The sequence below is a fragment of the Arthrospiribacter ruber genome, from assembly GCF_019343195.1.
Taxonomy (GTDB): domain Bacteria; phylum Bacteroidota; class Bacteroidia; order Cytophagales; family Cyclobacteriaceae; genus Arthrospiribacter; species Arthrospiribacter ruber.
In genome coordinates this window covers 187377-211490 of the sequence record NZ_RPHB01000001.1, presented here as the reverse complement: position 1 = coordinate 211490, position 24114 = coordinate 187377, and the positions used below count along the sequence as shown (strand labels likewise).

At 36.5% G+C, this 24114-nt stretch carries 18 protein-coding genes; 1 reads left to right on the top strand and 17 read right to left on the bottom strand.

Annotated features, from left to right (window positions below):
* Window position 1: 1 nt before the first annotated feature.
* From EGN73_RS00875 to EGN73_RS00830, 10 genes are all read right to left on the bottom strand, one after another.
* Window positions 2-1000: an N-acetylneuraminate synthase family protein gene (locus EGN73_RS00875; RefSeq protein ID WP_219286166.1), complete on the bottom strand. Its 999-nt coding sequence runs from the start codon at window positions 998-1000 to the stop codon at window positions 2-4.
* A complete protein-coding gene (gene asnB / locus EGN73_RS00870) occupies window positions 997-2880 on the bottom strand; it encodes an asparagine synthase (glutamine-hydrolyzing) (RefSeq protein ID WP_219286164.1) in 1884 nt (627 codons plus the stop codon). Before asnB ends, EGN73_RS00875 begins: the two co-directional genes overlap by 4 nt.
* A 5-nt stretch (window positions 2881-2885) precedes the next feature.
* Complete coding sequence (locus tag EGN73_RS22735; protein WP_219286163.1) at window positions 2886-3923, bottom strand: glycosyltransferase family 4 protein; 1038 nt, start codon at window positions 3921-3923, stop codon at window positions 2886-2888.
* 44 nt (window positions 3924-3967) lie between these two features.
* Window positions 3968-5770 (bottom strand): ABC transporter ATP-binding protein, encoded by a 1803-nt coding sequence (locus tag EGN73_RS00860; RefSeq protein WP_219286161.1) that lies wholly within the window; start codon window positions 5768-5770, stop codon window positions 3968-3970.
* A 30-nt stretch (window positions 5771-5800) separates the two neighbouring features.
* Window positions 5801-8158 carry a GumC family protein gene (locus tag EGN73_RS00855; protein ID WP_219286159.1) on the bottom strand — a complete coding sequence of 786 codons (2358 nt, stop codon included), beginning with the start codon at window positions 8156-8158 and terminating at the stop codon, window positions 5801-5803.
* A 5-nt stretch (window positions 8159-8163) separates the two neighbouring features.
* Window positions 8164-8907 carry a polysaccharide biosynthesis/export family protein gene (locus EGN73_RS00850; RefSeq protein WP_219286157.1) on the bottom strand — a complete coding sequence of 248 codons (744 nt, stop codon included), beginning with the start codon at window positions 8905-8907 and terminating at the stop codon, window positions 8164-8166.
* 678 nt (window positions 8908-9585) lie between these two features.
* The gene (rfbA, locus tag EGN73_RS00845; protein ID WP_219286155.1) at window positions 9586-10458 is read right to left on the bottom strand and encodes a glucose-1-phosphate thymidylyltransferase RfbA; all 873 of its coding nucleotides are present in this window, start codon (window positions 10456-10458) and stop codon (window positions 9586-9588) included.
* Window positions 10459-10703: 245 nt separating this feature from the next.
* Window positions 10704-12104 carry a UDP-glucose 6-dehydrogenase gene (locus tag EGN73_RS00840; RefSeq protein ID WP_219286153.1) on the bottom strand — a complete coding sequence of 467 codons (1401 nt, stop codon included), beginning with the start codon at window positions 12102-12104 and terminating at the stop codon, window positions 10704-10706.
* 97 nt (window positions 12105-12201) lie between these two features.
* Complete coding sequence (locus tag EGN73_RS00835) at window positions 12202-12990, bottom strand: glycosyltransferase (protein ID WP_219286151.1); 789 nt, start codon at window positions 12988-12990, stop codon at window positions 12202-12204.
* A gap of 114 nt (window positions 12991-13104) precedes the next feature.
* Entirely contained in the window at window positions 13105-14622 is a 1518-nt protein-coding gene (locus tag EGN73_RS00830; RefSeq protein WP_246611409.1) for a capsule assembly Wzi family protein, read from the bottom strand.
* A 179-nt stretch (window positions 14623-14801) separates the two neighbouring features.
* On the opposite strand from EGN73_RS00830, the gene EGN73_RS00825 reads away from it, so the two are divergent.
* Entirely contained in the window at window positions 14802-16148 is a 1347-nt protein-coding gene (locus tag EGN73_RS00825; protein ID WP_219286147.1) for a pectate lyase, read from the top strand.
* Between the two features lie 2 nt (window positions 16149-16150).
* Here the strand turns inward: EGN73_RS00825 and EGN73_RS00820 are convergent, their stop codons facing one another.
* The 7 genes from EGN73_RS00820 to EGN73_RS00790 form a co-directional block, all read right to left on the bottom strand.
* Window positions 16151-17434, bottom strand: a complete 1284-nt coding sequence (locus EGN73_RS00820; RefSeq protein ID WP_219286145.1) for a TolB-like translocation protein — start codon at window positions 17432-17434, stop codon at window positions 16151-16153.
* Entirely contained in the window at window positions 17401-18267 is an 867-nt protein-coding gene (locus EGN73_RS00815; protein ID WP_219286143.1) for a glycosyltransferase family 4 protein, read from the bottom strand. The genes EGN73_RS00820 and EGN73_RS00815 overlap by 34 nt, the downstream gene beginning before the upstream one ends.
* Before the next feature lie 217 nt (window positions 18268-18484).
* Entirely contained in the window at window positions 18485-19747 is a 1263-nt protein-coding gene (locus EGN73_RS00810) for a hypothetical protein (RefSeq protein ID WP_219286141.1), read from the bottom strand.
* A 1-nt stretch (window position 19748) separates the two neighbouring features.
* Window positions 19749-20807 (bottom strand): glycosyltransferase, encoded by a 1059-nt coding sequence (locus tag EGN73_RS00805; RefSeq protein ID WP_246611433.1) that lies wholly within the window; start codon window positions 20805-20807, stop codon window positions 19749-19751.
* 43 nt (window positions 20808-20850) lie between these two features.
* A complete protein-coding gene (locus EGN73_RS00800) occupies window positions 20851-21912 on the bottom strand; it encodes a GumC domain-containing protein (protein WP_219286137.1) in 1062 nt (353 codons plus the stop codon).
* Complete coding sequence (locus tag EGN73_RS00795) at window positions 21893-23023, bottom strand: glycosyltransferase family 4 protein (protein WP_219286135.1); 1131 nt, start codon at window positions 23021-23023, stop codon at window positions 21893-21895. Before EGN73_RS00795 ends, EGN73_RS00800 begins: the two co-directional genes overlap by 20 nt.
* Window positions 23001-24110: a glycosyltransferase family 4 protein gene (locus EGN73_RS00790; protein WP_219286133.1), complete on the bottom strand. Its 1110-nt coding sequence runs from the start codon at window positions 24108-24110 to the stop codon at window positions 23001-23003. The genes EGN73_RS00795 and EGN73_RS00790 overlap by 23 nt, the downstream gene beginning before the upstream one ends.
* Between the last annotated feature and the right edge of the window lie 4 nt (window positions 24111-24114).

Sequence of the window (24114 nt, the reverse complement as noted above, 5' to 3'; positions counted from 1 at the left end):
ATCAATTTCCTGAAAGCATTTCACTGGTGATAAATTCCCATTGTTGAATATCTCTTACAGCTTTCTTACCAACAACAGAAGCATAGTTGCTGGCAGGAATACCTCTATCTCCCGGTTTTTTTGCTTCTAAATCTTCTATTAAAATCAGTTCCCCTTTTCTTTTGGATTTGTTGAGGGATAGACTTTTTTCAAAAATCTGTTTCAACTCTGAAAATTTAGAATTATCATTTTTATCTATTGGGTTTTGGGTAGCCATTTGAATCTGCTTGATTCCCTCACAGAGTTTTGCCACATCATCAACCTGAAGGCTAGATGCAGAATCAGGGCCAAACTGCCTCTTGTCAAACACAACATGAAACTCAAATATAGTGGCCCCCAAGCTGGCAGCGGCAAGGCATGCAAAAATATCTCCACTATGGTCTGAAAAACCCACAGGAACATTGTACCTTGAGGAGAGTTCATTGATGACATTTAGCCCCCAAAGATCCGGGGACGTTGGGTAAGCTGTTGTACATTGAAGAATACTTATATCTGCACCTCTATTTCTGAGGAATCCAACGCTTTGGTCTAATTCTGCGTAGGAACTCATGCCTGAACTCAGCATAATAGGTTTTCCTGTTTGTGCTATTTTTTCCAGCATCAGATAATTACTAACTTCCCCAGAGCCTATTTTGTATCTCTGAACCCCAAGTTTTTCCAATAATTCCACAGCCTGAATACTAAAAGGTGATGAAATGAATTCCATCGCCTTTTCTTCACAATGCGCTTTGAGCTCTGACCACTGGTCAAAGCTAAATTCCATTCTTTTCCAGTAATCGAACCTAGTAGCGTCCTGATAGCTGAATTTTACTCTGAAAGGTTCATACCGAGAACTCTCTGCCTCAGCAATGTGGGTCTGGAATTTAACAGCATCAACCCCTGTGCCTGCAAGGGCATCAATAAATGCATGAGCCTGACCAAGGCTTCCGTCATGAGCCTGTCCTATTTCTGCTATTATCATATTTTTTGGGTTAAGAAATCATGAGGTACCTTGAGGTGAAATACTCTTAGCCAAATTTCCAATACCAATATTCCGAACAAAACCCTCGCTAGTGTTGGTGTAGGCGAGGTTCGGTGCTGCTTGATCAAGCTAATTATACCCTCCCTGTTAAAATCAAAATATGTGGAAGATACTCCTTCAAGAATCATGCTTTCAAGCAGCTCTCCCCATTCATTTTGCATAAAACTTGCATAGGGTATGGAGAAACCCTTTTTAGGTCCATGCTTTACCTTTCCTGTAAAATCCTCCAAAATTGATTTTGTAAGTTCTTTGTCAATCCGGTTCGGCATCATAGAATCAACAGGAACAGACATCAAGTAATCCACTAGTGTATGGTCTAAAAAAGGGGCTCTAACCTCAACGCTACTGTGCATGGCCGCAGAATCAATCTTATACAGAAATGCACCCGGAAGTTTGGTTGCATAGTCTATATGGAAGCTAATTTTGGAGTGATTTTCCCCCAGCTCTTTCTCCAATTCTACGAATTTCTGCCAAGTCGCATGAATATTTTTACTTTTGTTAAAAACTTTGGAAACAAGTGAGTTATTCAAGTTGTGTCTTCTGTAATAACCACTCCATCCACCAAGGGTCATTCTATTTCGGTCATTTAGCCGGGTTGCAAACTGCTTTTCAACCCAAGAACTGTGGTTCCCAAGAACCTTTTCTATAACTTTATTACCTCCTGGAATACCACGGAATTTCACACTCTGATAAAGGTTTGTCCTGTTATAAGAACCGAATAATTCATCCCCTCCATCCCCGGACAACATGACTTTGTACCTGCTTTTTATTTGATCAGTCACCATAAATGACGGAATTAGCGAAGCGTCTGCAAGGGGCTGAATATCCTTCAAAATATTTCCAAGCCTACTCAGTGAATCTATATCAACGGGAACGACCTCATGATTAATGTTCAGTTTTTTGGCAAATTCCTTCGCCCCTGAAGTTTCATCCATATTTTTATCACTGGTTCCCATTGTAATAGCCTGAATTCCGGGCTTTAAGTCATTTGCAATAGCTGTAATGAGGGAAGAGTCAATTCCAGAGCTCAAAAAGGAGGCTACGGGAACATCAGCATGCAGTTCTCTTTGTATGATTTCATAGAGTTTATCTTTGGTGTGCTTTTTAAGCACATCAAAAGGGATATTTTCACCCAACTCCGAAGGAAGTTTATAGTATTGCACTAATTCAAACTTATGCTTTCCCAAAAGATAATGTGCTTTAGGGAATTGGTTAACTTCTCTGTAAATCGTGTGGAAATCACTGATATAAAGGTTTTCAATAAGGTCTACTACAGCATTTTGATTTATGGTAAGATCTCTTGGGTAAATGCTTGCCAATGCAGAAAGTTCGGAGGCTAGGTAAACTTTGTCTTCCCCGTCAAAAGTGTAAAAAATAGGTTTTTCTCCGAACCGGTCTCTTGCAACAAAAATCGACTTCTGCTTCTCATCGTAAATCAAAAAGGCAAACATACCTATTAGTTTGCTGCAGACCTTATTCCCATACGCTTTGTAGGCCACTAAAATTACTTCAGTGTCTGAGTCGGAATGAAATTCAAACCCCTTTTGTATCAACTCCCATTTAAGCTCGCGATAGTTGTATATTTCTCCGTTGAATATTATTCTGTAACCAAAATCAGGCCTGTAAAATGGCTGGTTGGAACTATCTGAAAGATCAATAATGGAAAGTCTATTGTGCCCCAGAACCACGTGATCATCACTAAAAACACCTGTTGCATCTGGCCCCCTGTGATTTTGGAGTAAGATCCCCCTATCCATTCCTTCCTTATCTCCTGATGAGATGTTTCCGGAAACAGAGAAAATTGCAGCTATTCCACACATATATCTTAAGCCTCTATGGCCGATTTAAATTTCAACTCCCAATTTTCATAATTATGGAAATTATTTAATTCTTCATTTGATGGCACTTCATGTTCCATTTCCCTGAGTTTTTCAAATGATTCGACCCACGCCTGCACTTTGTTAGGTTCATTAACCTTCAAAACGCCCTTGGAGCCTTCAATCACTTCTCCTATTCCTCCATTAATTGAAGTGAGCACCTTCAACCCACACTTTATTGCCTCCACTAGAGATAAACCGAAACCTTCTTTCCAAAGGGAAGTGAAGAAGTAATAGTCTGAAATTTGTAAATAAGTAGATAATCGGTCATGAGAGACTTTACCAATCTGATAGATTTTTGCATTCCCTGTATTTATCACTCCTGTATTTCCTATGATTAAAAATTTGAGCTTTGGATACATTATTCCAAGTTTCTCTATCACTTTTAGAAAAATATGAAGTCCTTTTGCTGGTCTGGCATTGGCCATCCAGACAACCAATTCATCTTCAGGTTCAAAACCCATTTCTTTTTTAAGATGAAGTTTTTGATTGGCTTCCAAAGGAAAAAAGAGATCAGATTTTACTCCATTACCAACAATAAATACTTCCGGGGAAAATACTTTATTTACGGCCATGGATTCTAGATAGCCCAAGTTGGTCAAAAAGAAAACTTTGTCAATTTCATGCCCGAATCTTTCAGGTAATTGAAGCTGATGCCCATGATATGAAAATATCAATTCAACGTGACAGGACATTTTGTATTTTAGGCTAGCCAAGGCCTCGCATAGCACTAAATCATCCATCACTACCAATTTGATACTTTTTGCACCTTTACCAAGCATTTGAACCGCACGGATAAAATCCTTTGCTACCCAATTGCCTAGCTGAAAATTATAGAAAAAAGGATGATACGTAATCCATTTTCTTTTAATACAGACCACATTCTTCTGAGGAATTGAATGCCCTGGGGAAAGAATAAAATCGAAAAATTCAGGATTATTCTTGATCAAAACAGAAATTCTGTTATTCCAACTACCTAGTTTCACGGAAGGAATTTCAACATTTGAAATAAGAATTTTTAAATCTCTTTTCAAAACTCCTGTAATTCTACCATCCTTTTAAATTTCTTGCTTTTATCGATCAGCTCATCAAATGTCCCCTCATCCTTGATATTACCTTTTTCCATGAGATAAATGGTATCGGCTTTTCTGATCGTACTCAACCTATGAGCAATAATGATTATAGTAAACTTGCCCATCAGATTGTCAATATTTGTCTGAATAGCTTTTTCTGTTTCGGAATCCAAGGCCGAAGTAGCTTCGTCAAATATCAAAACATCAACATTTTTATACAGCTCCCTAGCAATCGAAACTCGTTGTTTCTGTCCTCCACTGATCAAGACTCCGTTATCCCCAAGGTAGGTGTCTTCTCTGTCAGGCAGTTCTGATAAAAATTCCTGCAGGTTTGCCAACTGAATTGCTTCCCCGAAACGTTTTAAATTTAAAGCAGACTTCTCGTCCCATAAAGTGACGTTATTAAAAATTGTGTCATTGAAAATAACAGGCTCCTGAGTAATATATCCAAAACGTTTCCTATAAGTGGAAATATTTACATTTTTTCTTGCTACTCCGTTTACTTCTATTAGGCCTTCGGTAGGATTAATCAAGCCAATAATTAAATTGACCAAAGTTGTTTTACCGCTACCGCTTTCTCCAACAAAAGCATATGTACTCAATGGCCTTAAGTTGATGTCAACATTTTCAAGCACGCGAAAACCATTAGGATAGGAAAAAGAAATGGATTTCAACTGCAGACTTTGAATTTGATCTACAGTTGGTTGTTCTTTGATTTGTTCTCTGCCTAGTTTAAAATCTCTTATCAAGTCTACTGAAGCCAGAAGCCCGCCAATATTTGAAATGAAACCTTGCCAACTTCCCTGTAAGGTGACAATATAATTCAGTGCCCTGTAAAGAAAAATCAAACTCAGAAGAATAGAGGACATGGTTCCTCCTAATACATTTACCTGAATTAGAATAATCAGAACCACAACTGCAAGAATAATAGGTTCTCTTGCACTGGACATGATAGCGGAGTAAATCCCTATTTTTCTTTGATTATGTTCAATTTTATCTATGACATCCTTCAATTTCAATTTATAGGATGAAAAATAATCAGTAGCCTTGAGATACTTGAAATTGTATACAGCCTGCACCAGAAATGATTGAAATGTATTTCCAAGTTTAGATAGACCAATAGAGGCTTTTTCAGTATTGGTAAAAAGGTATTTAAATACAAGGTTGGACAGATATCCGCCGATACTAACCAAAATCGCAAACTGGAAGTTAGAAAGCATAGCCAACCCAATGTAAACCAATAGCAAAATTGCATGCTGTAAAGAGTTGAAATAAGCTAAAAAGCCGTAAGTTAGTTTGATTCCCTCCGATGCAAGTGTATTTTGGATTTTGCCCGAATCAAAATTCAAAAACTCTTTATATCCCAAGTCACTTAGTCCATCTACGAGCTGATACCTTAGCTTTTTCACAAACTGGTTCTGAAGTTTGATCTTAAAATAACCGTCCAAAAATCTCATGATCGCTTTTAAAACAAAAAGAATGACCATAAATGTAATGACGACATTCAGGTTGAGATCAAAACCAAGCCCTTCTATCCAGGTCAGCAAAAACCGGAGTTCACCCATAGAATCAGCTTCCGCCCCAGTTATGTCAGAACCATCAGCTGCTATTTGGAAAACAGGTATAAAGAGGGCCAGACCAAAACCATCCAGTAAACCTACCAATAAACTTGATACGAGCAGAATGATGATTTTGTACCCTAAAAAAGAATAAAAAAATAGAAAATGCCTGAAATATTTTTCGAAAATTCTCTTAATCATCGTGAAGATATGTAAACTGAAAATTCTCTCTTATTTTTTATCATCTTCATAATAGCCATATCCATAGCCATAGGTGTAACCATAGCCATATGTAACTTTACTTGAATCTACACCATTGAAGACCGCATAAATATTTTTTAGGTTCTTACTTGATTTTAACCCATTCAATGCCTCCACAAAGGCCCGCTGACTGTAATTTTGCCTAAACAGGAATAGTGTAAAATCAACATGGGCCAAAAGGTCTAATGTTTCGCTGACCAATCCCACAGGAGGGGTGTCCAGAATAACTACGTCGTATTGTTCCTTGAGCTCGTTCATTAGAACTTCAAACCTTTCCGTAAAAAGCAACTCCGCAGGGTTTGGCGGTGTTGGCCCTGAAACCAGAATATCAAGATTATTGAATTCAGTGTGATTAATGACATTTTTCCAATCCTTTTCTTGCCCACTCAGATAAGTTGACAGCCCCTGATTATTGGAAACATTAAAGTCTCCAAAAATCTTAGGTTTTCTCATATCACAACCAACCAAAATAGTTTTTTTACCGGTCAGAGAGTAGACTGAAGCCAAATTGATGGCACAAAAAGTTTTTCCTTCGCCTGAAATTGTAGAAGTCACCATCAGGGAAATTTTATCCTCGTTGGGCTGTAAAAATCTCAAGTTTGCTCTTAATGATCTGAAGCCTTCAGCAATTCCGGATTTCCCATGCTTGAGAACTACCAAATTGTCTGTGGTTTTGTTCAATAAGATTGTAGCCACAACAGAAGTTTTCAAAAATTTCTCCAAGTATTTGACATCTTCAATTTTTGTTCTGAAAAACTCTCTGGAAACCACTATTAAAACAGGAAACAAAAATCCCAAAAAGATGGAAGCCATATAATTTCTCAAAGGTCTTGGAGCTAACTGAAACCCTCCGTCTGCTGGTTCTATGATCTTATTATTGGCTGTATTTGAAGCTTTGGTTATTGCTGCTTCAGATCGCTTTTCCATTAAAAAAGTATACAGGTTTTCATTTAATGTAAATTGTCTTTCAATTCGAATGAGATTCTGCTCTGTTTGTGGGAGGTTTCTGAAGGAACCTTCAATTTCAGAAATTCTTCTTTCCAATTCAGAAATTAAACGTTGAGCATTTTGATCAACGTTGGTCAAAACTTCTCTTATAGAACTATTAAGATTATCAATTTTTCTATTCACTTCTCTAACCGCAGGAGAAATTTCCTTTTGGGTGGCCAGGAGTCTTGATTTTTCAACCTGAAGGGAAAGCAAATTTTCTATTTGCGCATTTAAAATGGGATCTTCAATACCTATTCCAGAAGGGACAACCAAGTCCCGGTAATTTTCTCTTACCAGATAGTCTTTTAAGCTTTGATAATAAGTCCTTTTGAATTTCTCCTCACTTAATTGACCCTCAAGTTCGGAAAGCTGTCCAAATACAGCAGAACCTTCTGCACTCAAATCAAAAAATCTATTTTGGGATCTAAAGCTTTCCAGTTGTCTTTCAAAAAACCTCAATGAATCTGCTATTCCCGAAACCTGACCGTCGATAAAAGCTATCGTATTGGCATATACCTCATTCTTTTCCTGAAGCTCGTTAGCTAAATAAGTTTGCATTAGAGTATTCAAGTAGTTTTCACCAACAGCAACATTGGTGGTATTAATGGAGAGGTTCATAATTGACGCTCCTCTTTCAACGGCAGACACTTTCAATGCACTAGAAAACTGATTGGTAAGGGACTTAAGATCCCTTACTTTAAACAGTATGCTCCCTGATTTTTCAGGGTCTACTTTGGCAATGTTCAACCTGAAGTGGTTTGTCTCGACCCATTCTCCAAAAGGAAATTTTTCTGGTTCAGGTATGTTTTTAAAAGCGGTTGAAGTTCCGTCTGGAAGATATTTTGTGTAATTATCATCCTCAAAGGTTAGTGTAAAATGAGTGTCATTTTCCCAAGATAAATTGACCAGCCCGTTAGTAACCTGAGCACTATTCCAGTCCACTTGTATTAATACAGGGGTATTTTTATAAAGCCTATGATCTATAAAAGTCCCTCTTCGGAAATATTCAACGTCAAAATCAAGATTTTTCAAAGTTGCTTCTGCTGTAGGCTTGGATTTCAGAATGATCACTTCATTTTGAAGCCCTACATTTCCCACCTCAGTGATGCTTGGTTTTTCGAATAGCGCTAACGCTGACTCCTTCTCTTTAATAAAGAATTTTGAAGTAACAATGTAGGTGGGTACAGTTGTCTTTGTCCAGTAATAACCCGAAAGGAAAAAAACAAGGATAGAAAGTAGGATCCAAGGCCATATTTTTACGACTTTTGGTATCAGACTTTTAATATCAAACGAACTTTCTGACCGTTCAGAAAATTCGTTTTCATCGAATTCATTCATATAAATTAATTTCTAACAAGTGTCGCAGTAATTGCAATAGCTGTAATAGTGGAGGTAATTAAAGTAAGGGTTTGTATAAAGTTGGTGGCAGTACCAACTTCTCTTACTCTTAATGGCTCTGCATAAAGTACATCATTGGGTCTGATAAAATAATACTCAGAACCTAATATATTTTTATCGTTTAAGTTTATTCTATGGATTTGCGACCCATCAGGATATTGCCTTACCAAAACAAGCTCATTTCTCTTAGCTATAATATTCATATCCCCTGCAGCAGCAATGGCTTCAAAAATAGTAACTCTGTTTTGTAATACAGTTAACTTTCCTGGAACATTAAACTCACCCAAAGCACTGAACCTGATTCCACCAAGCCTAACTCGAACGAAAAACTCATCTTCATTTACATATTTTTTTACTTCTTCTTCTATCAGCTTCTTGGCTTGTTTGGTTGTATATCCTACAAGGCTAAGCTCTCCTATTATGGGTAATTCGACTTTTCCTTCATCATCAAGTGTATAACCATTCATGAAAAAGATATCACCTCCTCCTTGACCTCCTCCCATCATTCCCATATTATTATTGCCATCACCGCCAGTTACCACTGCAAAAAGTTCATTAAGTTCAGGACTAGTGGTTTTAATATTTATCTCAATTATATCATAAGACTGCAATAAATATTCATCAAATTGATACCTGATTTTCTCACCTGTGTAGACCATTGGATCAGATTCATCACCAAAATCTTGCATATACATGATCCTTTTATTGGAAATACATGAACTTATTGAAATGACTATCAATAAGTTAAAGAATAAAGCTTTATTTTTTTTCCTTGTCATTTTCTCAATTATGAATCACACAACTATGATATTAAACTCTTCAAATATATGTATTTTTTTTCCAATGAAAATTAATAGCATTTTAGTATCAAGTAATTTAATTAGGCAGATTTTTTTGAAAGAATCCATATTTATAATTAACTCTTTAAGAACCCTAGAAACTAATCAAATACTTTCAAAATAAAAACATTAACTTTATTCGGATCCTAATGTAAATTTTCTTTCTTTATACTCTGGTTTTAAATAAAATCTTTCTATTAAAATTTTTTAAAGAAAATATTAACCTTTAATCCCTGCAAGTGAAACAACTGCTAAAAGATTCTGAGAGCTTCGCCCTTTCAGTCCCATTTGGATAACTTAGCTTGTTCAACGATTTAAAAGACAAAAAATTCCCAATCGCTTTTCAGCGTAATTAAAGTTGTGGATATTAAGAAGAATATAGGGGTTGAATTAACAATAGAAATTAATCATTCAAATTAAATCCAATTGGAAAATTACTTCAATTAATGAGGCCAACAAAATAATTTCTTCAATTCGCCAATTAAATGACCGCATAAACAGAAACACAGGATATCAAAAGACTACTTTTTATTTAATTTTCTTTTTGAGGTACTGACCATACTCCGTTTTCAATAAAGGCTCAGCCAATCCCTTTAATTGTTCAGCTGAGATGTATCCCATATCATAAGCAATCTCTTCCAAGCAAGCTACCTTTAAGCCCTGCCTTTTCTCTATGGTTTGGATAAAATTCGAAGCTTCGAGCATTGATTCGTGGGTACCTGTATCCAACCATGCATATCCCCTACCCATAAGTTCAACTTTCAAATTCCCCTTGTAAAGGTAATCTTGATTGACAGAGGTGATTTCCAGCTCTCCTCTTTTGCTTGGTTTGATAGATTTAGCGATTTTGATCACGGAATTAGGATAAAAATATAACCCAACAACAGCATAGTTACTCTTAGGGTCTTCTGGTTTCTCTTCTATTGAGAGAGCGTTTCCGTTTTTATCAAAATCAACAACTCCATACCTTTGAGGATCTTGGACATAATAGCCAAATACAGTAGCTTTTCCATCTTTTTGGACAGTTTCTACGGCATTTTTCAATAATTGAGTGAATCCATGACCATAGAAAATATTATCCCCTAATACCAAACAAACGTTATCACTTCCAATAAATTCTTCTCCTATTATAAATGCCTGCGCAAGACCATCTGGACTTGGTTGTTCTTTATAAGACAAACTGATCCCCAAATCCTTCCCATCTCCAAAAAGATTCTTGAAATTTGGCAAATCTTCCGGGGTACTGATTATTAAGATATCCCTTATACCTGCCAGCATTAGCACACTCATAGGATAATAGATCATGGGCTTGTCATAAATCGCCAAAAGTTGTTTAGATACTCCTTTGGTGATCGGGTATAACCTCGTTCCTGAACCTCCAGCTAATATTATTCCTTTCACTTTAAGTTTAATTTTGAAAATCTCAAACCTCAAAAATCTAAATATAAGACAGAACCCATATTAATTCAGGGTTCATGAGTAGTTAAATACAAGATCATCCGCATTTATTCCAGTAGAATCATTTTAATTTAGCAAGCCTTTGAATTCAAGCTAAAATCCATGCATATCTTGTCCCGAAGTCGCAGGGTCTTTTTGATCTGTGTCCCTTAATTGATTGACTAGTGGTTTAATTGCGGACATTTATATTAAATATTCGCTTTTCCTATGGCACTTACTCTAAACCCAAGTTTTTTGAGTTCCTGATGTGGTAGTATATTCCTGCCGTCAAAAAGCTGTGCGGGCTGTAGCATTGCATTGTATATTTTAGACCAATCGTAAGAAACAAATTCATCCCATTCGGTCAATAATGCTATGGCATGTGAATCCAAACAAGCTTCGTATGGATCATTTACAACCGTAACGTACTTTCTATTCTCCTCCGAAGACCTTGTATTCAGATAATCTAAATCCGAATAAATTTTCTCTGCACTTACTTTTGGATCATAAACACAAATCTGGGCCTGCTCATTCAATAAATGGTCTGCTACATAAATGGCAGCGGATTCTCTTGTATCATTGGTATCTTTTTTGAAAGCCCAACCTAGAAAGGTTATTTTCTTTCCATTAACAGTGTTATACAATGACCTAATGATATTTTTGGCAAACCTTGCTTTTTGATGGTCATTCATCTTGATTACCTGTTCCCAGTAATCAGCCACTTCATGCAAACCATAACTTCTGCTGATATACACCATATTGAGTATATCTTTTTGGAAACAAGATCCGCCGAATCCAACTGATGCTTTCAGAAATTTGGAACCTATCCTGCTATCAGCACCGATAGCCCTTGCCACCTCTGACACATCGGCTTCTGTCACTTCACATAATTCAGAAATAGCATTGATAGAAGATACCCTCTGTGCCAAGAAAGCATTGGCAGTCAATTTTGACAATTCTGATGACCATACATTAGTAGTCAAAATTCTATCCTTAGGTACCCATGAAGCATAAATTTCTACTAAGGCATTAATGGCCTCTCTCCCTTCAGGAGTATCATCTCCGCCTATCAATACCCTGTCCGGATCCAGGAGATCTTCCACAGCAGTTCCTTCGGCCAAAAATTCAGGATTAGAGAGTATTTGGAACTTTAAACCATTGCCGGTATTGTCCAGAATATCCTTCACTGCTTGAGCAGTCCTTACAGGCAGTGTTGATTTTTCCACTACGATTTTATTCTTTTCAGAAGCTGCCGCGATCTGCCTGGCACAGAGTTCTACCCATTTCAAATCTGCTGCCATCCCTTTCCCTTCTCCATAGGTTTTGGTAGGGGTATTAACAGAAATAAATATCATTTCAGCATCTTTGATTGCCTTGTTAACATCTGTTGAAAAAAACAGATTTCTTCCTCTAGCTTCTGCCACAACTCTATCCAGACCTGGTTCATAAACTGGAAGTTTATCCAGATCTTCACCATTCCAGGCGTCTATCCTGGCCTGATTGATATCTACTACGGTAACTGTAATTTCGGGACACTTCTGCGCTATGACTGCCATAGTAGGACCACCTACATAACCTGCACCAATGCAGCAAATTTTAGATACTTTCATTTTATCATTTGAATTTATTCCAAAAAAAAACTCTAATTCTTAGAGCAAAAATCATATTATGATTATTAGATGCCAATATTAAGAAAAGAGAATCATTTTACCTGAGAACATGCTGATAAAAATATTTCCTCAAAATAATAGGCATAACTCTGACTGTACCTCTAATAAAATAATTTCTTAAATATTCAACCTCTGAAATAAACCCGATTTTAAGAAAATCCTTCTGTACAGCAACTTCATTTTTAAAATACTCCAAACCTCCTCTTCTTCCAAACAATTCATTGTTAGCTCTCATGAATAATAGAACCGTTGGAATATTTGCAATTTTAAATCCTGAGTTTAATAACCTGCCCCAAAGGTGATAATCCTGTTGGAACCTGAAATTATCATAACTGCCGACAAATAATACATCTTCCTTTCTGTACATCACCGTAGGATGATTAAGCGGACACCTTTTTTTTGCAAACTTATACAAAACTTCGGGTTCAGATGGAAGGGTTCTATATGTATTGATATTATCCAGTTCAGCGGAAAACTCAGCTATCCAACTTCCTACCACAGAAATCTGTGGGTTGTTTTTGAGATAATTAAGCTGCATTTCGAATCTCTTGGGATGTGCAATATCGTCGGCATCCATTCTTGCGACTATCTTTTCAGAACACGCTTCTAATCCCAATTTTAAAGAATATCCCAATCCAAGATTCTCCTCATTAATAATTCTCCTTATTGGAAGTACCTTTTCCCATTTGATCACTATTGACTCAAGTTCCCCTGAAATTTCCCCGTCCTGTATCAAAACAATTTCAGATGCTTTTAGGGTTTGTTTATGTAGGCTTTCAAGTGCATCTTCAAAATACTTGGGATTGTCTTTCTTATAAAAAGACATTAAACATGAAAATTTATCCATTCTCGAAATCTTTGATATTGGATGATTTAATACAAATTTACAACATTGCTCTGAAGTCGAAACGATTGTAGCAAGAAATATGCTACATGTCATTTAATTATTTTCCTTCTTTTTTCTTAAGAAATAAATCAAATGAACCTGAGAATACACCGAAAACAAATTCAATCCTTTTGAAAAAGACTCTTGACGATTGTCATTCAATTGCCATTGATAATTATTTGCATGGATAAATTGTACCTTAGAACTCATAATTAAGCTTTTCCATTGATGGTCCCACAGAACTCCAAGACTTAAATCAATCCAGGGTTTGATCACTTCTTGCTGACCAAATGCTCTGTAAAAAAAGTCTTGGTGATTTGCCAGCCTCTCAATAACAATGCCTTTTTTTTGTATTTCATCAACTAGGGCTAGTTCAAGTGTCTGCGAATTTGATCCAACGCCAATTCCAACTCCTAATGGCTGCCCTAAATTTGTAAATCCCCTTGCTCTTCCATGAGTATGCCAAGTTTGATTTCCTCTTAATCCCGGATACCTGATATATCTATTGACAGATTCCTGTTGGTGAACTATTTCTCCTCTCAACTGAAAATCATATTTCGAACTTGGAAGGTCAAGCAGCTTATTGAACCCAATTAAGAATGCTCTTGCATGTTCTGGATTGAGAATCGCTTCTCGCCAATTAAATGCATGATCTCTTCTCCCATATTCGAAATAAAATTCAGCTTGTGCCTGCTGAACCAAAAACCGGCCAAATAAAATTATTTGTTGATCCCTGCCCTCTTCATCTCTGTCAAAGCCAAAATTTACTTTCTGTATTGGGTTAAAAACTGGAAAAATATCCCCTAAAGTCCCGTCCATAAACTGGCTATATTGCTGATTGGTCCTTACAAATCCTAAATGAAACCCTTTAATCCATTTAGGATTGTATGAGAACAATAGTGAATTCATATATTTCCAATCTCCTGTAAACTCCCTAAAAAAACCCCTGTCTCTATTTATAGTTTGAGAAGGGTATATTCCGGAATCATCAATTCTGCCCGACAACATATTAAATTCAAAATTTCCGATCGGTGTCTTGATAGGTTCTCTTGTCTGCAATTTTGCATGCAGAAACCCTTGAGCATTGTTACTGTAGGAAAGAGAATTAAACTGTCCCGGCCCCCACCAAATATTTTCGGTGGATACTCCAAGCGCCAGTTTCCAGATATTTACTACCAATGAAGACTGTCCCCACCATGCCTTTACTATGCTTCCAGTTCCAAATCGCTCAGGAAAATCGCCATTGTTCCAATAAAAAAAACGTTCCCTGGTAATCCTATTATTAAAGTGATCTGGAAAACCATCAAAAGACCTGTTCTGATTAAACAGGAATTCTGGAGCTAACTGGAAACTTAACCATTTTGAATTAAAACCTATACCAAAATTCTGGTACAACTGAAATCCCACTCCAGGCTGTATCATACCCATACCCCAACCGTAAGGTCTTCTGGAATTGTGAACCACTTTGCTTACTAATGGAGAAAAAAAGAGACCTTTTTCTTCTTTAAAAAGAAACTCACTTTTGTACTCCTCAGAAATAAAATTGCTCAATGCATGTAATGAAACAGGCATATTTACCAAGGATAGCTCGGCTCCAAAATTCGACTTTAATTGCTCTCTTTTTAAGTATTCATTAAATATCGGGAGATTCTGGGGTATACCTTGGCCCAATACTTGATGAAAATCAGATAGAAAAAAAATGAGTATACAAAAGCGCAATATCTTTTTACCCATATCTAAATTCATTAATTATGAAAAGATTCTTTTTTTTAGCCATTTTATTGAAATTATCATTTACGAGTATCTTCAGCCAGTCAGACCAAAGGCCTTTAGCATTCCCTACCGCTGATGGCTTTGGAAAATATACTAGTGGAGGAAGAGGAGGTAAAGTTTTTACTGTTTCCAATTTAAATGACAGTGGTAAGGGAAGTTTAAGAGAAGCTCTTGAGGCTTCTGGACGAAGAACTGTTGTTTTTTCTGTTTCAGGAAATATCGAGCTCGATCGAAGGATTGTTATCACAAACGGTAACCTCACCATAGCAGGTCAGTCAGCTCCCGGTGATGGCATAACCATCCAAAACCATCCAGTCTTAGTCAGAGCGAGTAATGTAATCATTCGATACATAAGAATAAGGTTAGGTGACTTAAGCAAAAGAGAATATGATGCTTTTGCAGGCACCAAACAAAAAAACATTATTATTGATCATTGTTCGGTTAGTTGGGGAAACGATGAAGTAGCCTCATTTTACGACAATGAAAACTTCACTATGCAATGGTGCATGATCACTGAAGCGCTCCACCATTCCTATCATGGTGACGGACCTCATGGATATGGCGGAATATTTGGTGGCAAAAAAGCCAGCTTTCACCATAACCTCATTGCCCATCATTTTGCGCGGTTGCCAAGATTTAATGGGGCTAGGTACCACAGGCAACCTAACAAAGAAATTGTAGACTTTAGAAATAATGTCATTTACAATTGGGTGAATTTCACTATGCACGGAGGTGAACAGGGAAATCATAATATTGTAAACAATTATTTTAAATTCGGACCTGCCACCCAAAACGAACACAAACACAGGATTTTAAGAGTTTTGGAACCAAAAGGAAAATTCTATATAGATGGAAATTATATTTTTGGAGATCATAACGCAAGTAACAACAACTGGCTCGGAGGTAATTGGGAAGGACCTGTAAGAGGAGAAAACATCAGAGAAGCAAGGGCTACATCACCATTTTTATTTGAAATTGAACAAACCAAAACTGCCGAAGAGGCATATGAAGATGTTCTCAAATTTAGTGGAGCAAGTTATTGCAGAGATCAAATTGACTCTAGAATTACTTATGAAGTCAGAGAAGGTACTGCTACTTACGGCAACAATGGGATTATTGATAGCCAAACTGATGTTGGAGGATGGCCAACACTCAGAAAAGAAAATGCTCTTAAGGATTCTGATGGCGATGGAATTCCCGACGAGTGGGAATTATCAAATGGATTAGATCCAAATGACCCATCAGATGGAGCAAAAGTAGCAGAAAATTCTTTTTACACTAACCTGGAAATATACCTCAATAGTCTGGTAAGTCACATTCCTTGATTTTATTTGGTCAGCGCTATCCAATGTTGTTGTCTTTTTCCGGAATGAACCGAATCAAAGTAAACCTTTGTTCCGGAGTAATTGAAGCGTGGATGTAGATCGCAGCGCGTTTCACCATAATAACTCATGGGCTCTAAAAACTCACCAAGCTTAGTAATTTGAGAATTGGCCAAATCCAAAATAAATAATTCCTTCATCCGGGATTTATTTGGGTAGGTGTCAAAGACAACTAAATTTCCAGCATGTGCATTTGGATGGCCATCACCAAACTCGTTTTGTAGAATGTCCATAGTTTTTGATTCACCTGTGCTGACGTCAAGGATGTAATAATTATCCCCAGCAGTGGAATCATCTCTCATATAAACCATCAGCAGATTATCATTTATCCAACAATAGTGACTGACCATTTCATCCTTGCTCAGCATTTTTAAATACTTTGAAGAAAGATCGTAACAAAAAAGCCTGTCAATTCTCTTGCCTCCTACATAATACCTATGTAAAAACACAAACTTCTTCTCATCAGGACTAATCATGATATGATTAAACTTTTGAGAATCAAAAGAAACCTCTGCCCCCTCCACTCCATTATGAATTGGGTATTCCTGATTGAGGCCTTTTAAAGTCAATAGAGGCTTCCATTGATTATTGAATTCTTGAGAGATAAAGATCCCTTCTTCAGGATTAGATAGATCAACTGAGTTTGGATGGCACCTATATCCATAATCCGGCCTTAATTTGTTTAATTTTTCAAAGCTTAAGCTCAATGCAAAACCTGAACAGGAATCATAAATAGGCCTGGACAATTCTATTTCTTCAGGTTCATTATTTTCCTTAAGAGTTACTAAAATAGACCCATAACCCTTATCGGGCTCAAATACATTGTAAACAAAAGAATCCTTTTTTACCCAGTGAAGCCTTGCCCCTTGTTGCCAGTTATATGCATTGGTTATTCTGCTGTAAACAACCTGATTGCTATCAATACTCATGCATACGACTTCAATTGGCTGAGTTCCTGAAGGTATTTTTTTTGTATTTCTTTGGCTTAAATGATAAAGCAAATAGTTGCCACATGGGCTTTCTGGTGACTTATCGTAGTACCCAAAGAATGTTTCCCCACTCAGGGATTCTAAAGCTTTAACTTCAAAATCAGAAAGGAAATCAAATTTTGGCTTATACACTAAATAGTTAGCCCATTGGTAAGCCTTTTTTAAAGCTTGCTTAGCACCTGGAAAAGCCGATAGGTATTTGGCAATTATTCTTTCTTTTTGAGAGTATCTTGTTGCCATTTTTTTAAATATAATTCCTGATATTTTTTTGACATTTGAAATGATGAAAATCTCGATGAAACCAGCTCACGACCTTTTCCCAAGAAATGGTCTTTTTTTTCCACAAACGTTAATATTTTTTCTTGTAAAGCTTTTGGATCAAATACATCAAAAATAAGGGATTCAAAAATACTGTTGTCAACGATTTCTCTATGTGGCTCAATGTCCGATAAGATAACCGGCAAATCGCATGACAATGCTTCAAGCACTGCATTGGGAAGTCCTTCAGCTGAAGAGGCAGAAATAAAACAATCTGACTGCCTTAGAAGTAGATTTACTTCCGCACTATTTCCAGAAAATACTATATTCTCATTTTTACTGAGTTTCTTAAGCTCTTCCATTTCTGGCCCGTCTCCTACAACTAATAGGTGAAATCCAGCTCCGAGAAGATTAAAGGTTTCTACAATTGTCCTATTGTTTTTTCTTGAAATTAAACTTCCAACAGTTATAAATTTTTTAGATCTTCCAGAAAAATCATCTCTTGATATGGGGGAATAAAAATCCAAGTCTACTCCATTTTGGATTACTTCACTTTCAATACCTACATTATTCAGTTGATTATAAATGCTTTTTGAACAGGAGACAACATTCAGTTTTCTAAAGTATTCCAACTGCTTTTTAGCCATTAGTCCTCCTTTGAGTTTACCGAACTTTTTGACATAATCCACCGTGGGAAAATTTCTGGAAGTTGTCAGGCGGAAATATCGATCATCTAAAGATGCATTGTAAGCATCAGCCCGCAACCCCATTGATTGAATTATTGATGGCTGATAGGCCTCCAAATGTTTCTTCAAAATTTTCCTGTTTTTAAAAATTCCGGAAATCCTTCCTGTTCCGATTGTATCTACAGGAATTCCCAAAGTCTCAAAATCCGACTTCATAGAATTTTCAGGCTCTTTAGAAAGAGTCAGAATCATTGCCTCAAAAACAGCGGTATCAAGATTTTTGATAATATACAACAATTGATTGGTTGGGCCCTTTCTTTCAAGGGTGGAAACCAAATACAGAATTTTAATTTTTCGCATGCCGTGCTTGATGGGATTCAGCCATCCAAAGGCCAAATAAAAGAAAGAAAATAACAAACGGTGATCTCATGGGATTGAGTACCACCAAAGTGAAACTAAGGTAAATTACTACAGACAAAACCAAGAAATTGGCCCAATTGGACCTATCAGCTAGGATATTTAGAGACTTAATCAAAGTACCCAAAAGAAAAAGTATCAAAATCACGATAAAAGGCCATTTCCCTTGTGCATAATAGGTGAGATATCCCGAATCGACCAATCCTACTTTATTGACTGCATTGACCAAAGTCCCAAATTCGAAGGATTCCAAAGCTTGGAAAACTTTTGGCCAGATTCTTTCTGTACGGTGCGAAAAAGATCTATCAGCAGTTGCCCCTCCTTCCAAGAGCCTCGAGAATCTACCAAAAAGAATATCAGTTCCTACATAGTAATCAATAACAAAATAGCCTATAAGACCGGCAAGCAAAAAAATCAAAACACTCACTAACTTTCCTTTATTGGGAATAAAAAACCACCCGACTCCTAAAATAATTAAAGCAGTCAAAACGCCTGCTCTAGATGTCGTAAGGATTAATGCAAGGAAACTTAATAAAACAAATACAGCATCCATAGTAGATTTTTTTCCAATATACCTTGCAAGAAAATAGCTCATACACAATATGGCGAATACAGATAAACCTGTGGTATTTACGAAAAATCCTGATGCCCTGATACCATCCACAACCCTAAAGTGGGAATCTACTGCAAATGGCTCCAGATGTTTGGTAACTAAAAAAGAATAAGGCAGCATTCTTACCCTCACTGCTATCTGAATTATTCCATAGATGATATTTAAAACAATACTATACCTAAGAACCTTATTGATGAAACTGTCCAAATTAAGGACCTTAGATGGTTCTGATAATAATATATAAAAATAAAAAGGCAACCAGATCAATGCCATCCTTAATGTATTCCCTACTGCTCCTAGACCTTCATAGCCAACAAACAGTCCCAAAATAGGGTACAAAAGCTCAAATAAGATGAAAACGAGAACAAAAGAATTGAGAACGGGGTAATGATAAACTTGATTCTTATGTATCAATAAAATGGCCCCAAGCCCCAAAATTGGGAATGCAAATAAGTCAGATACTCGCAAGTTATTTGATCCGATTAATGGAACACCATAGGGATACAAAAAAATCAATGACAGCAAGTATGCCAAAATCAAAAAATTAATCAAGTCTATAAGTTTGAGCCTTAAAAGCATTTCAAGCTTGTTTAGGGTTCAAAATTTCAAAATAGGCATTCAATGCCTTTTCTTTCGAAAATCTTTCAACCGACTTTTTGATTTGAACAGGATTCCATTCTTTTGAAAGAGCGCTCAGAATTGCAGATGAATACGCTTCTAAAGTACCTTCTTTCACTAAAATCCCGTTGATGTCCTGGATAATGATATCTGAAGGTCCACTTGGACAATCCAAACTAACTACAGGTACTCCAAAAGCATTTGCTTCGATCAGGACATTGGGAAAACCCTCATAATGAGAACTTAAAAGACAAAGATCCGCAAGCCGGTAATACTCTGCTACATTTTGAGATTTCCCTTTAAGAATTATATCATTCTGAAGCCCAAGGTTCAATATGCGGTTCTCTAAATTTTGTTTAAGTTCTCCTTCACCGACAATCCATAATTTCACAGCAGATCTATCTTTAACAATTTTAGCGAAAGCATCAATTAAGAAAAACAGGTTTTTTTGTTGTTTCAGTTTACCCACAAACAAACAAATTTTGTCCTGACTTTGCTTTGGAGAATTCGTAAAGGATGGTAATTTTTCTATAAAATTAAAAACAACAGTAATTGGGACTTCATTATCTCCTTTTAATTTTTCCAATTCAAGCTTCATTCCGGTGGACTGTGCAATGATATGGTCGACATCAAAAAACCATTTTTTGACCATGAATTGACTAACCCACTTGTGCCAAATGCTTTTTTCATGCTTGTATTTTTCCTCTAGGCTATTGATACTTCTGGCTATAATCCTGAAATTTTTCTTCCAAATCTTCCTGATCAAAACGAGGACTACAGCCAATTGAAAAGTAAATACAAGAATTTGTTTGATTTTGAATTCATCAATTATTTTGCTTAGCGCAAAAATTGATTTCCTTGCATTGCTTATGTTAAGGTTGATTACTCCAACTTCAGGCATTAAACTTTTTACCAAGACTGCATCTCTCAGCTCAAGGACAATAATACTTACTTTATACCCTTTGTGGGTAAGTCCATTTGCAAGATTAACACAGTTTTTTTCTGCACCTCCTAAACGCAAAGAATTAATCAAAAAGAAATACTGGTTTTGTTCTGTTTCCAAGTTATTTTTCAATTGGTCTGAATACCAAAATATAACCTATGGATAGTGCAGCGGCCAAAAATAAGAATACAACCACATTTAATATTAGCTTTGGGCTTGATTCTTTTAAGGGTACATAAGAGGGCTCTAAAACATTAAAAACGGGAGATGATCGCTGAACTCTTATTTTTGCTTGCTCTACTTCTTGGGCCAGGTTATTAAAGACATTATAATAAATAGAGACTTCATTTCTTAATTGTTCTTCTTTTACCTGAGCAGCAGCGGTAACAATATTCCTGTTTCGATCTTTAAAGGCAGCAAGTTCATCTTGAGCTTTAAAATACTGTTGCTTTGATTCTTCATACCTTTCTTCTATAAATTCAAGATTTCTGATGTCTGCACTGGATTTATAATCAGTAATATAGACAGAAAGGTAATCATGCGTCAGTTCGACCAACTTCGCGGCTACAATGGGATCTTGCATTTTTACCTGAACAGTAACGACCCCAAGCGACAAGTCTACCTCAGCACTTACCCTACTTCTTATCTGAGAAATCGCAGAGCTTTCTCTCCCCGAAAGTTTTTTAACTTTTGATGAATATGTCTGTGAATCGGACTGGATTTCATTTCCAGATTTGGGTTCACTATTTTTAAAAAGCGAAAAGATTTTATTTGGCAATTTAAATATTTTCTGCATCAAGCTGATATCCTGGTGCTTTACAAAGTATTCCTCTAATGTCAAGTTTTCACCAATTGTCGGAAAATAAAACTCTTGTTTGATCAAATATAAGCCAAAAGGTGTACTACCTACAACATCTGGATATAAGTTGGGGGGGATAGAACTTCCTGGATTAGTGGGTAAATTTATACCGGCCAATCCAGCTAAGCCACCTAGATTTCCTGGAAGCCTACTAGACTGCTCCACTACAGGCAACAAAGTGCTTTTGGTGATGTATTCATTTGGAGTAGTAGCATAATGTATTACACCCAAAACAAATGCAATAGCCAAAGAAATGAAAATTATTTTTTTCCCTTCTAAAATAGCTTTCAGAACATCTGACAACCTAAGCTCTTCTTGTTTCATCGATTAATTTTTTGGCCCTGGCATCCCAGGTGTAATTGTTTATAAAATCCTCCTTGGCCTGAGTTCCTAATTTAGCTCTTAACTTGGCATCTGCCAGTTTTTTTAAAGCATATACCCACCCATTAATGTCACTATCTTCTACCAAAATACTGTTAGATTCATTCAAAACCTCTCTCAGCACAGGTAAATCTGTAGCAACAATAGGTTTACCCGATGACATATACTCAAATATTTTTAATGGTGACATCCACTGACTGATTTCAGAACTTCCTACTGAGCCGACTTTAGATCCATATGGTGCTAATAAAACATCACATTTTTGCCTGATCTTCTCTGCTTCCTTTTGAGGTAAAAAACCGTAAAAAAAGACATTAGATTTACCTATGACTTTTTTCTTTGCTTCTTCTACTTGTGAGTCTTTCCCACCTACTATATGATAAGACACTTCATTATAAAGAGGAATGATTTCTAATAATTTTTCTAATCCTTTTCCCTTATGGAAACTTCCAATATAGCCAACAGCCATTTTATTTGTTTCGACCCAATGTTCTGATTCTTGCTCACCTGTTTGGTCCGAGACAGGGTCTGCCCCGTCCGGTAGCACACAAATATCCTCAGAACTTATTTTGTAATTTACTTCGTAGAAGCCTTTTAGTGCTTGGGAAATGACTGAAACAAAAAGAAAGTTTTTTTGCCTTCTCATTTTTTCAAAAAACAGATTGAGTAAGGGGCCTTCACTTTTTACCGGAGCATGTGACTCATAAGCCACTTTAGCTTTGGAAAACTTAGTACTGAAGAAACAGGCACTAACATTCCTTCCATATATAAAATCAGGTTTAAGATCAGAAGCTTTTTTTGCTGCTAAATATGCAAAGATCATCCCTTTCCCTTTGATTGAAAGCCATGGAAGGTAATGAATTTCAAAATTTACAGGCACATGATAGAATTCAAAAACATCTAAATCTGTATGCTCCATTTCATTTTTTGCATCCGGAACAAGTAAGCTTACCTGATGTCCAAGTCTAGCTAGTCCTGCACACATCTTCATAACATGTACAGAATTGGCACTTCTTGAAGGAATGATGGAACTAGCGATGTAAACTATTTTCATTCAGAATTTCTAATAAAAATGCTTCAACTTCTTTTGCCAAACCTTCCTGGGAGAAATTTTCTTGTGCATAAAGTTTTGCCATATCCCCCATTTCATTTCTCAGAGTTTCATTATGATACAATTTTCTGACATCAGCTTCCATTTGTTTTTCGGTTCCAGAAACAAATCCCAATTGCTGTTTCTCGATTATTCCATCTGGATCAAAACTGAGAGAGATACTTGGACACCCAAACATCCAAGCTTGGATAAAATTATTGCCAAAACCTTCAGGCTCACAGGTATTGATAAGCAAGTAAGCTTTAGATAAAACCCCATTGACTTCATCAGGATTTTTGGATCCTAAATAATGAAAGTTTGGCATTTTTGAAGCTTCATATATTGGTTTTTCATAAGCCTGTTGTTGAATAGGGCCAATCATTAAAAAATCTAACTCTAATTCTCTACATGATTTGGCCAGTTCGATAAAGGCTTCTGGTCGTTTTGAAGCTTTAATACTTGATATCCAAACTATAAATGGCCTGTCCCAATGAAAGTCAATAATCCCAGTTGGGACTGCATTCCTTATCAATCGCTGTTTTGGCACACCTACTTTCCCCAAAAACTCAGAGTTTAAGGAAGTCAATCCTGCTACGTAATTGAAATATTGATATTGCCTGGCAGAGTGTATTTTTTGCTTCCATATATTGATTATGGATTTAAACCTTCCGGTAATACCCTTCAATTTCTTTGACTTAAAGGCAAACTTTGTCACATCATTTATATGTGATACAGCAAAAACAAATGGAATTTGAAGTGTTTTTGCTGTAGGTACAATGATATTTAAAAAGTGTTTATTAAATCTCCAATAAATTATATCAGGTTTGTGGGCCAACAGGAACTGTTGAACTGTTTTTACATTTTCAAGATCAAAGTAATCTACTTGATATGGTAGGTTTTGGCCAGGTTGTCCTTTTACAGGCAAAGTTGAAGGAGTACCATAAATGACACTATGCCCCCTATTGATTAATCCTCTTGCAATAATATCACATTGCATTTCAGAACCGCCTATGGTTTGAAAAATATGCTTGTTAACAATTAAAACCTTCAAAACA

Excerpts from the sequence above, each read along its gene's own strand:
- EGN73_RS00850 (WP_219286157.1), bottom strand. The coding sequence starts at position 8,907 with ATGCAAGATTTTGGTGATGAATCTGATCCAATGGTCTACACAGGTGAG.
- EGN73_RS00800 (WP_219286137.1), bottom strand. The coding sequence starts at position 21,912 with ATGAAACAAGAAGAGCTTAGGTTGTCAGATGTTCTGAAAGCTATTTTA.
- EGN73_RS00820 (WP_219286145.1), bottom strand. The coding sequence starts at position 17,434 with ATGGCAACAAGATACTCTCAAAAAGAAAGAATAATTGCCAAATACCTA.
- EGN73_RS00810 (WP_219286141.1), bottom strand. The coding sequence starts at position 19,747 with ATGCTTTTAAGGCTCAAACTTATAGACTTGATTAATTTTTTGATTTTG.
- EGN73_RS00855 (WP_219286159.1), bottom strand. The coding sequence starts at position 8,158 with ATGAATGAATTCGATGAAAACGAATTTTCTGAACGGTCAGAAAGTTCG.
- EGN73_RS00860 (WP_219286161.1), bottom strand. The coding sequence starts at position 5,770 with ATGATTAAGAGAATTTTCGAAAAATATTTCAGGCATTTTCTATTTTTT.
- EGN73_RS00835 (WP_219286151.1), bottom strand. The coding sequence starts at position 12,990 with ATGTCTTTTTATAAGAAAGACAATCCCAAGTATTTTGAAGATGCACTT.
- EGN73_RS00825 (WP_219286147.1), top strand. The coding sequence starts at position 14,802 with ATGAAAAGATTCTTTTTTTTAGCCATTTTATTGAAATTATCATTTACG.
- EGN73_RS00830 (WP_246611409.1), bottom strand. The coding sequence starts at position 14,622 with ATGCCTGTTTCATTACATGCATTGAGCAATTTTATTTCTGAGGAGTAC.
- EGN73_RS00795 (WP_219286135.1), bottom strand. The coding sequence starts at position 23,023 with ATGAAAATAGTTTACATCGCTAGTTCCATCATTCCTTCAAGAAGTGCC.
- EGN73_RS00840 (WP_219286153.1), bottom strand. The coding sequence starts at position 12,104 with ATGAAAGTATCTAAAATTTGCTGCATTGGTGCAGGTTATGTAGGTGGT.
- EGN73_RS00875 (WP_219286166.1), bottom strand. The coding sequence starts at position 1,000 with ATGATAATAGCAGAAATAGGACAGGCTCATGACGGAAGCCTTGGTCAG.
- asnB (WP_219286164.1), bottom strand. The coding sequence starts at position 2,880 with ATGTGTGGAATAGCTGCAATTTTCTCTGTTTCCGGAAACATCTCATCA.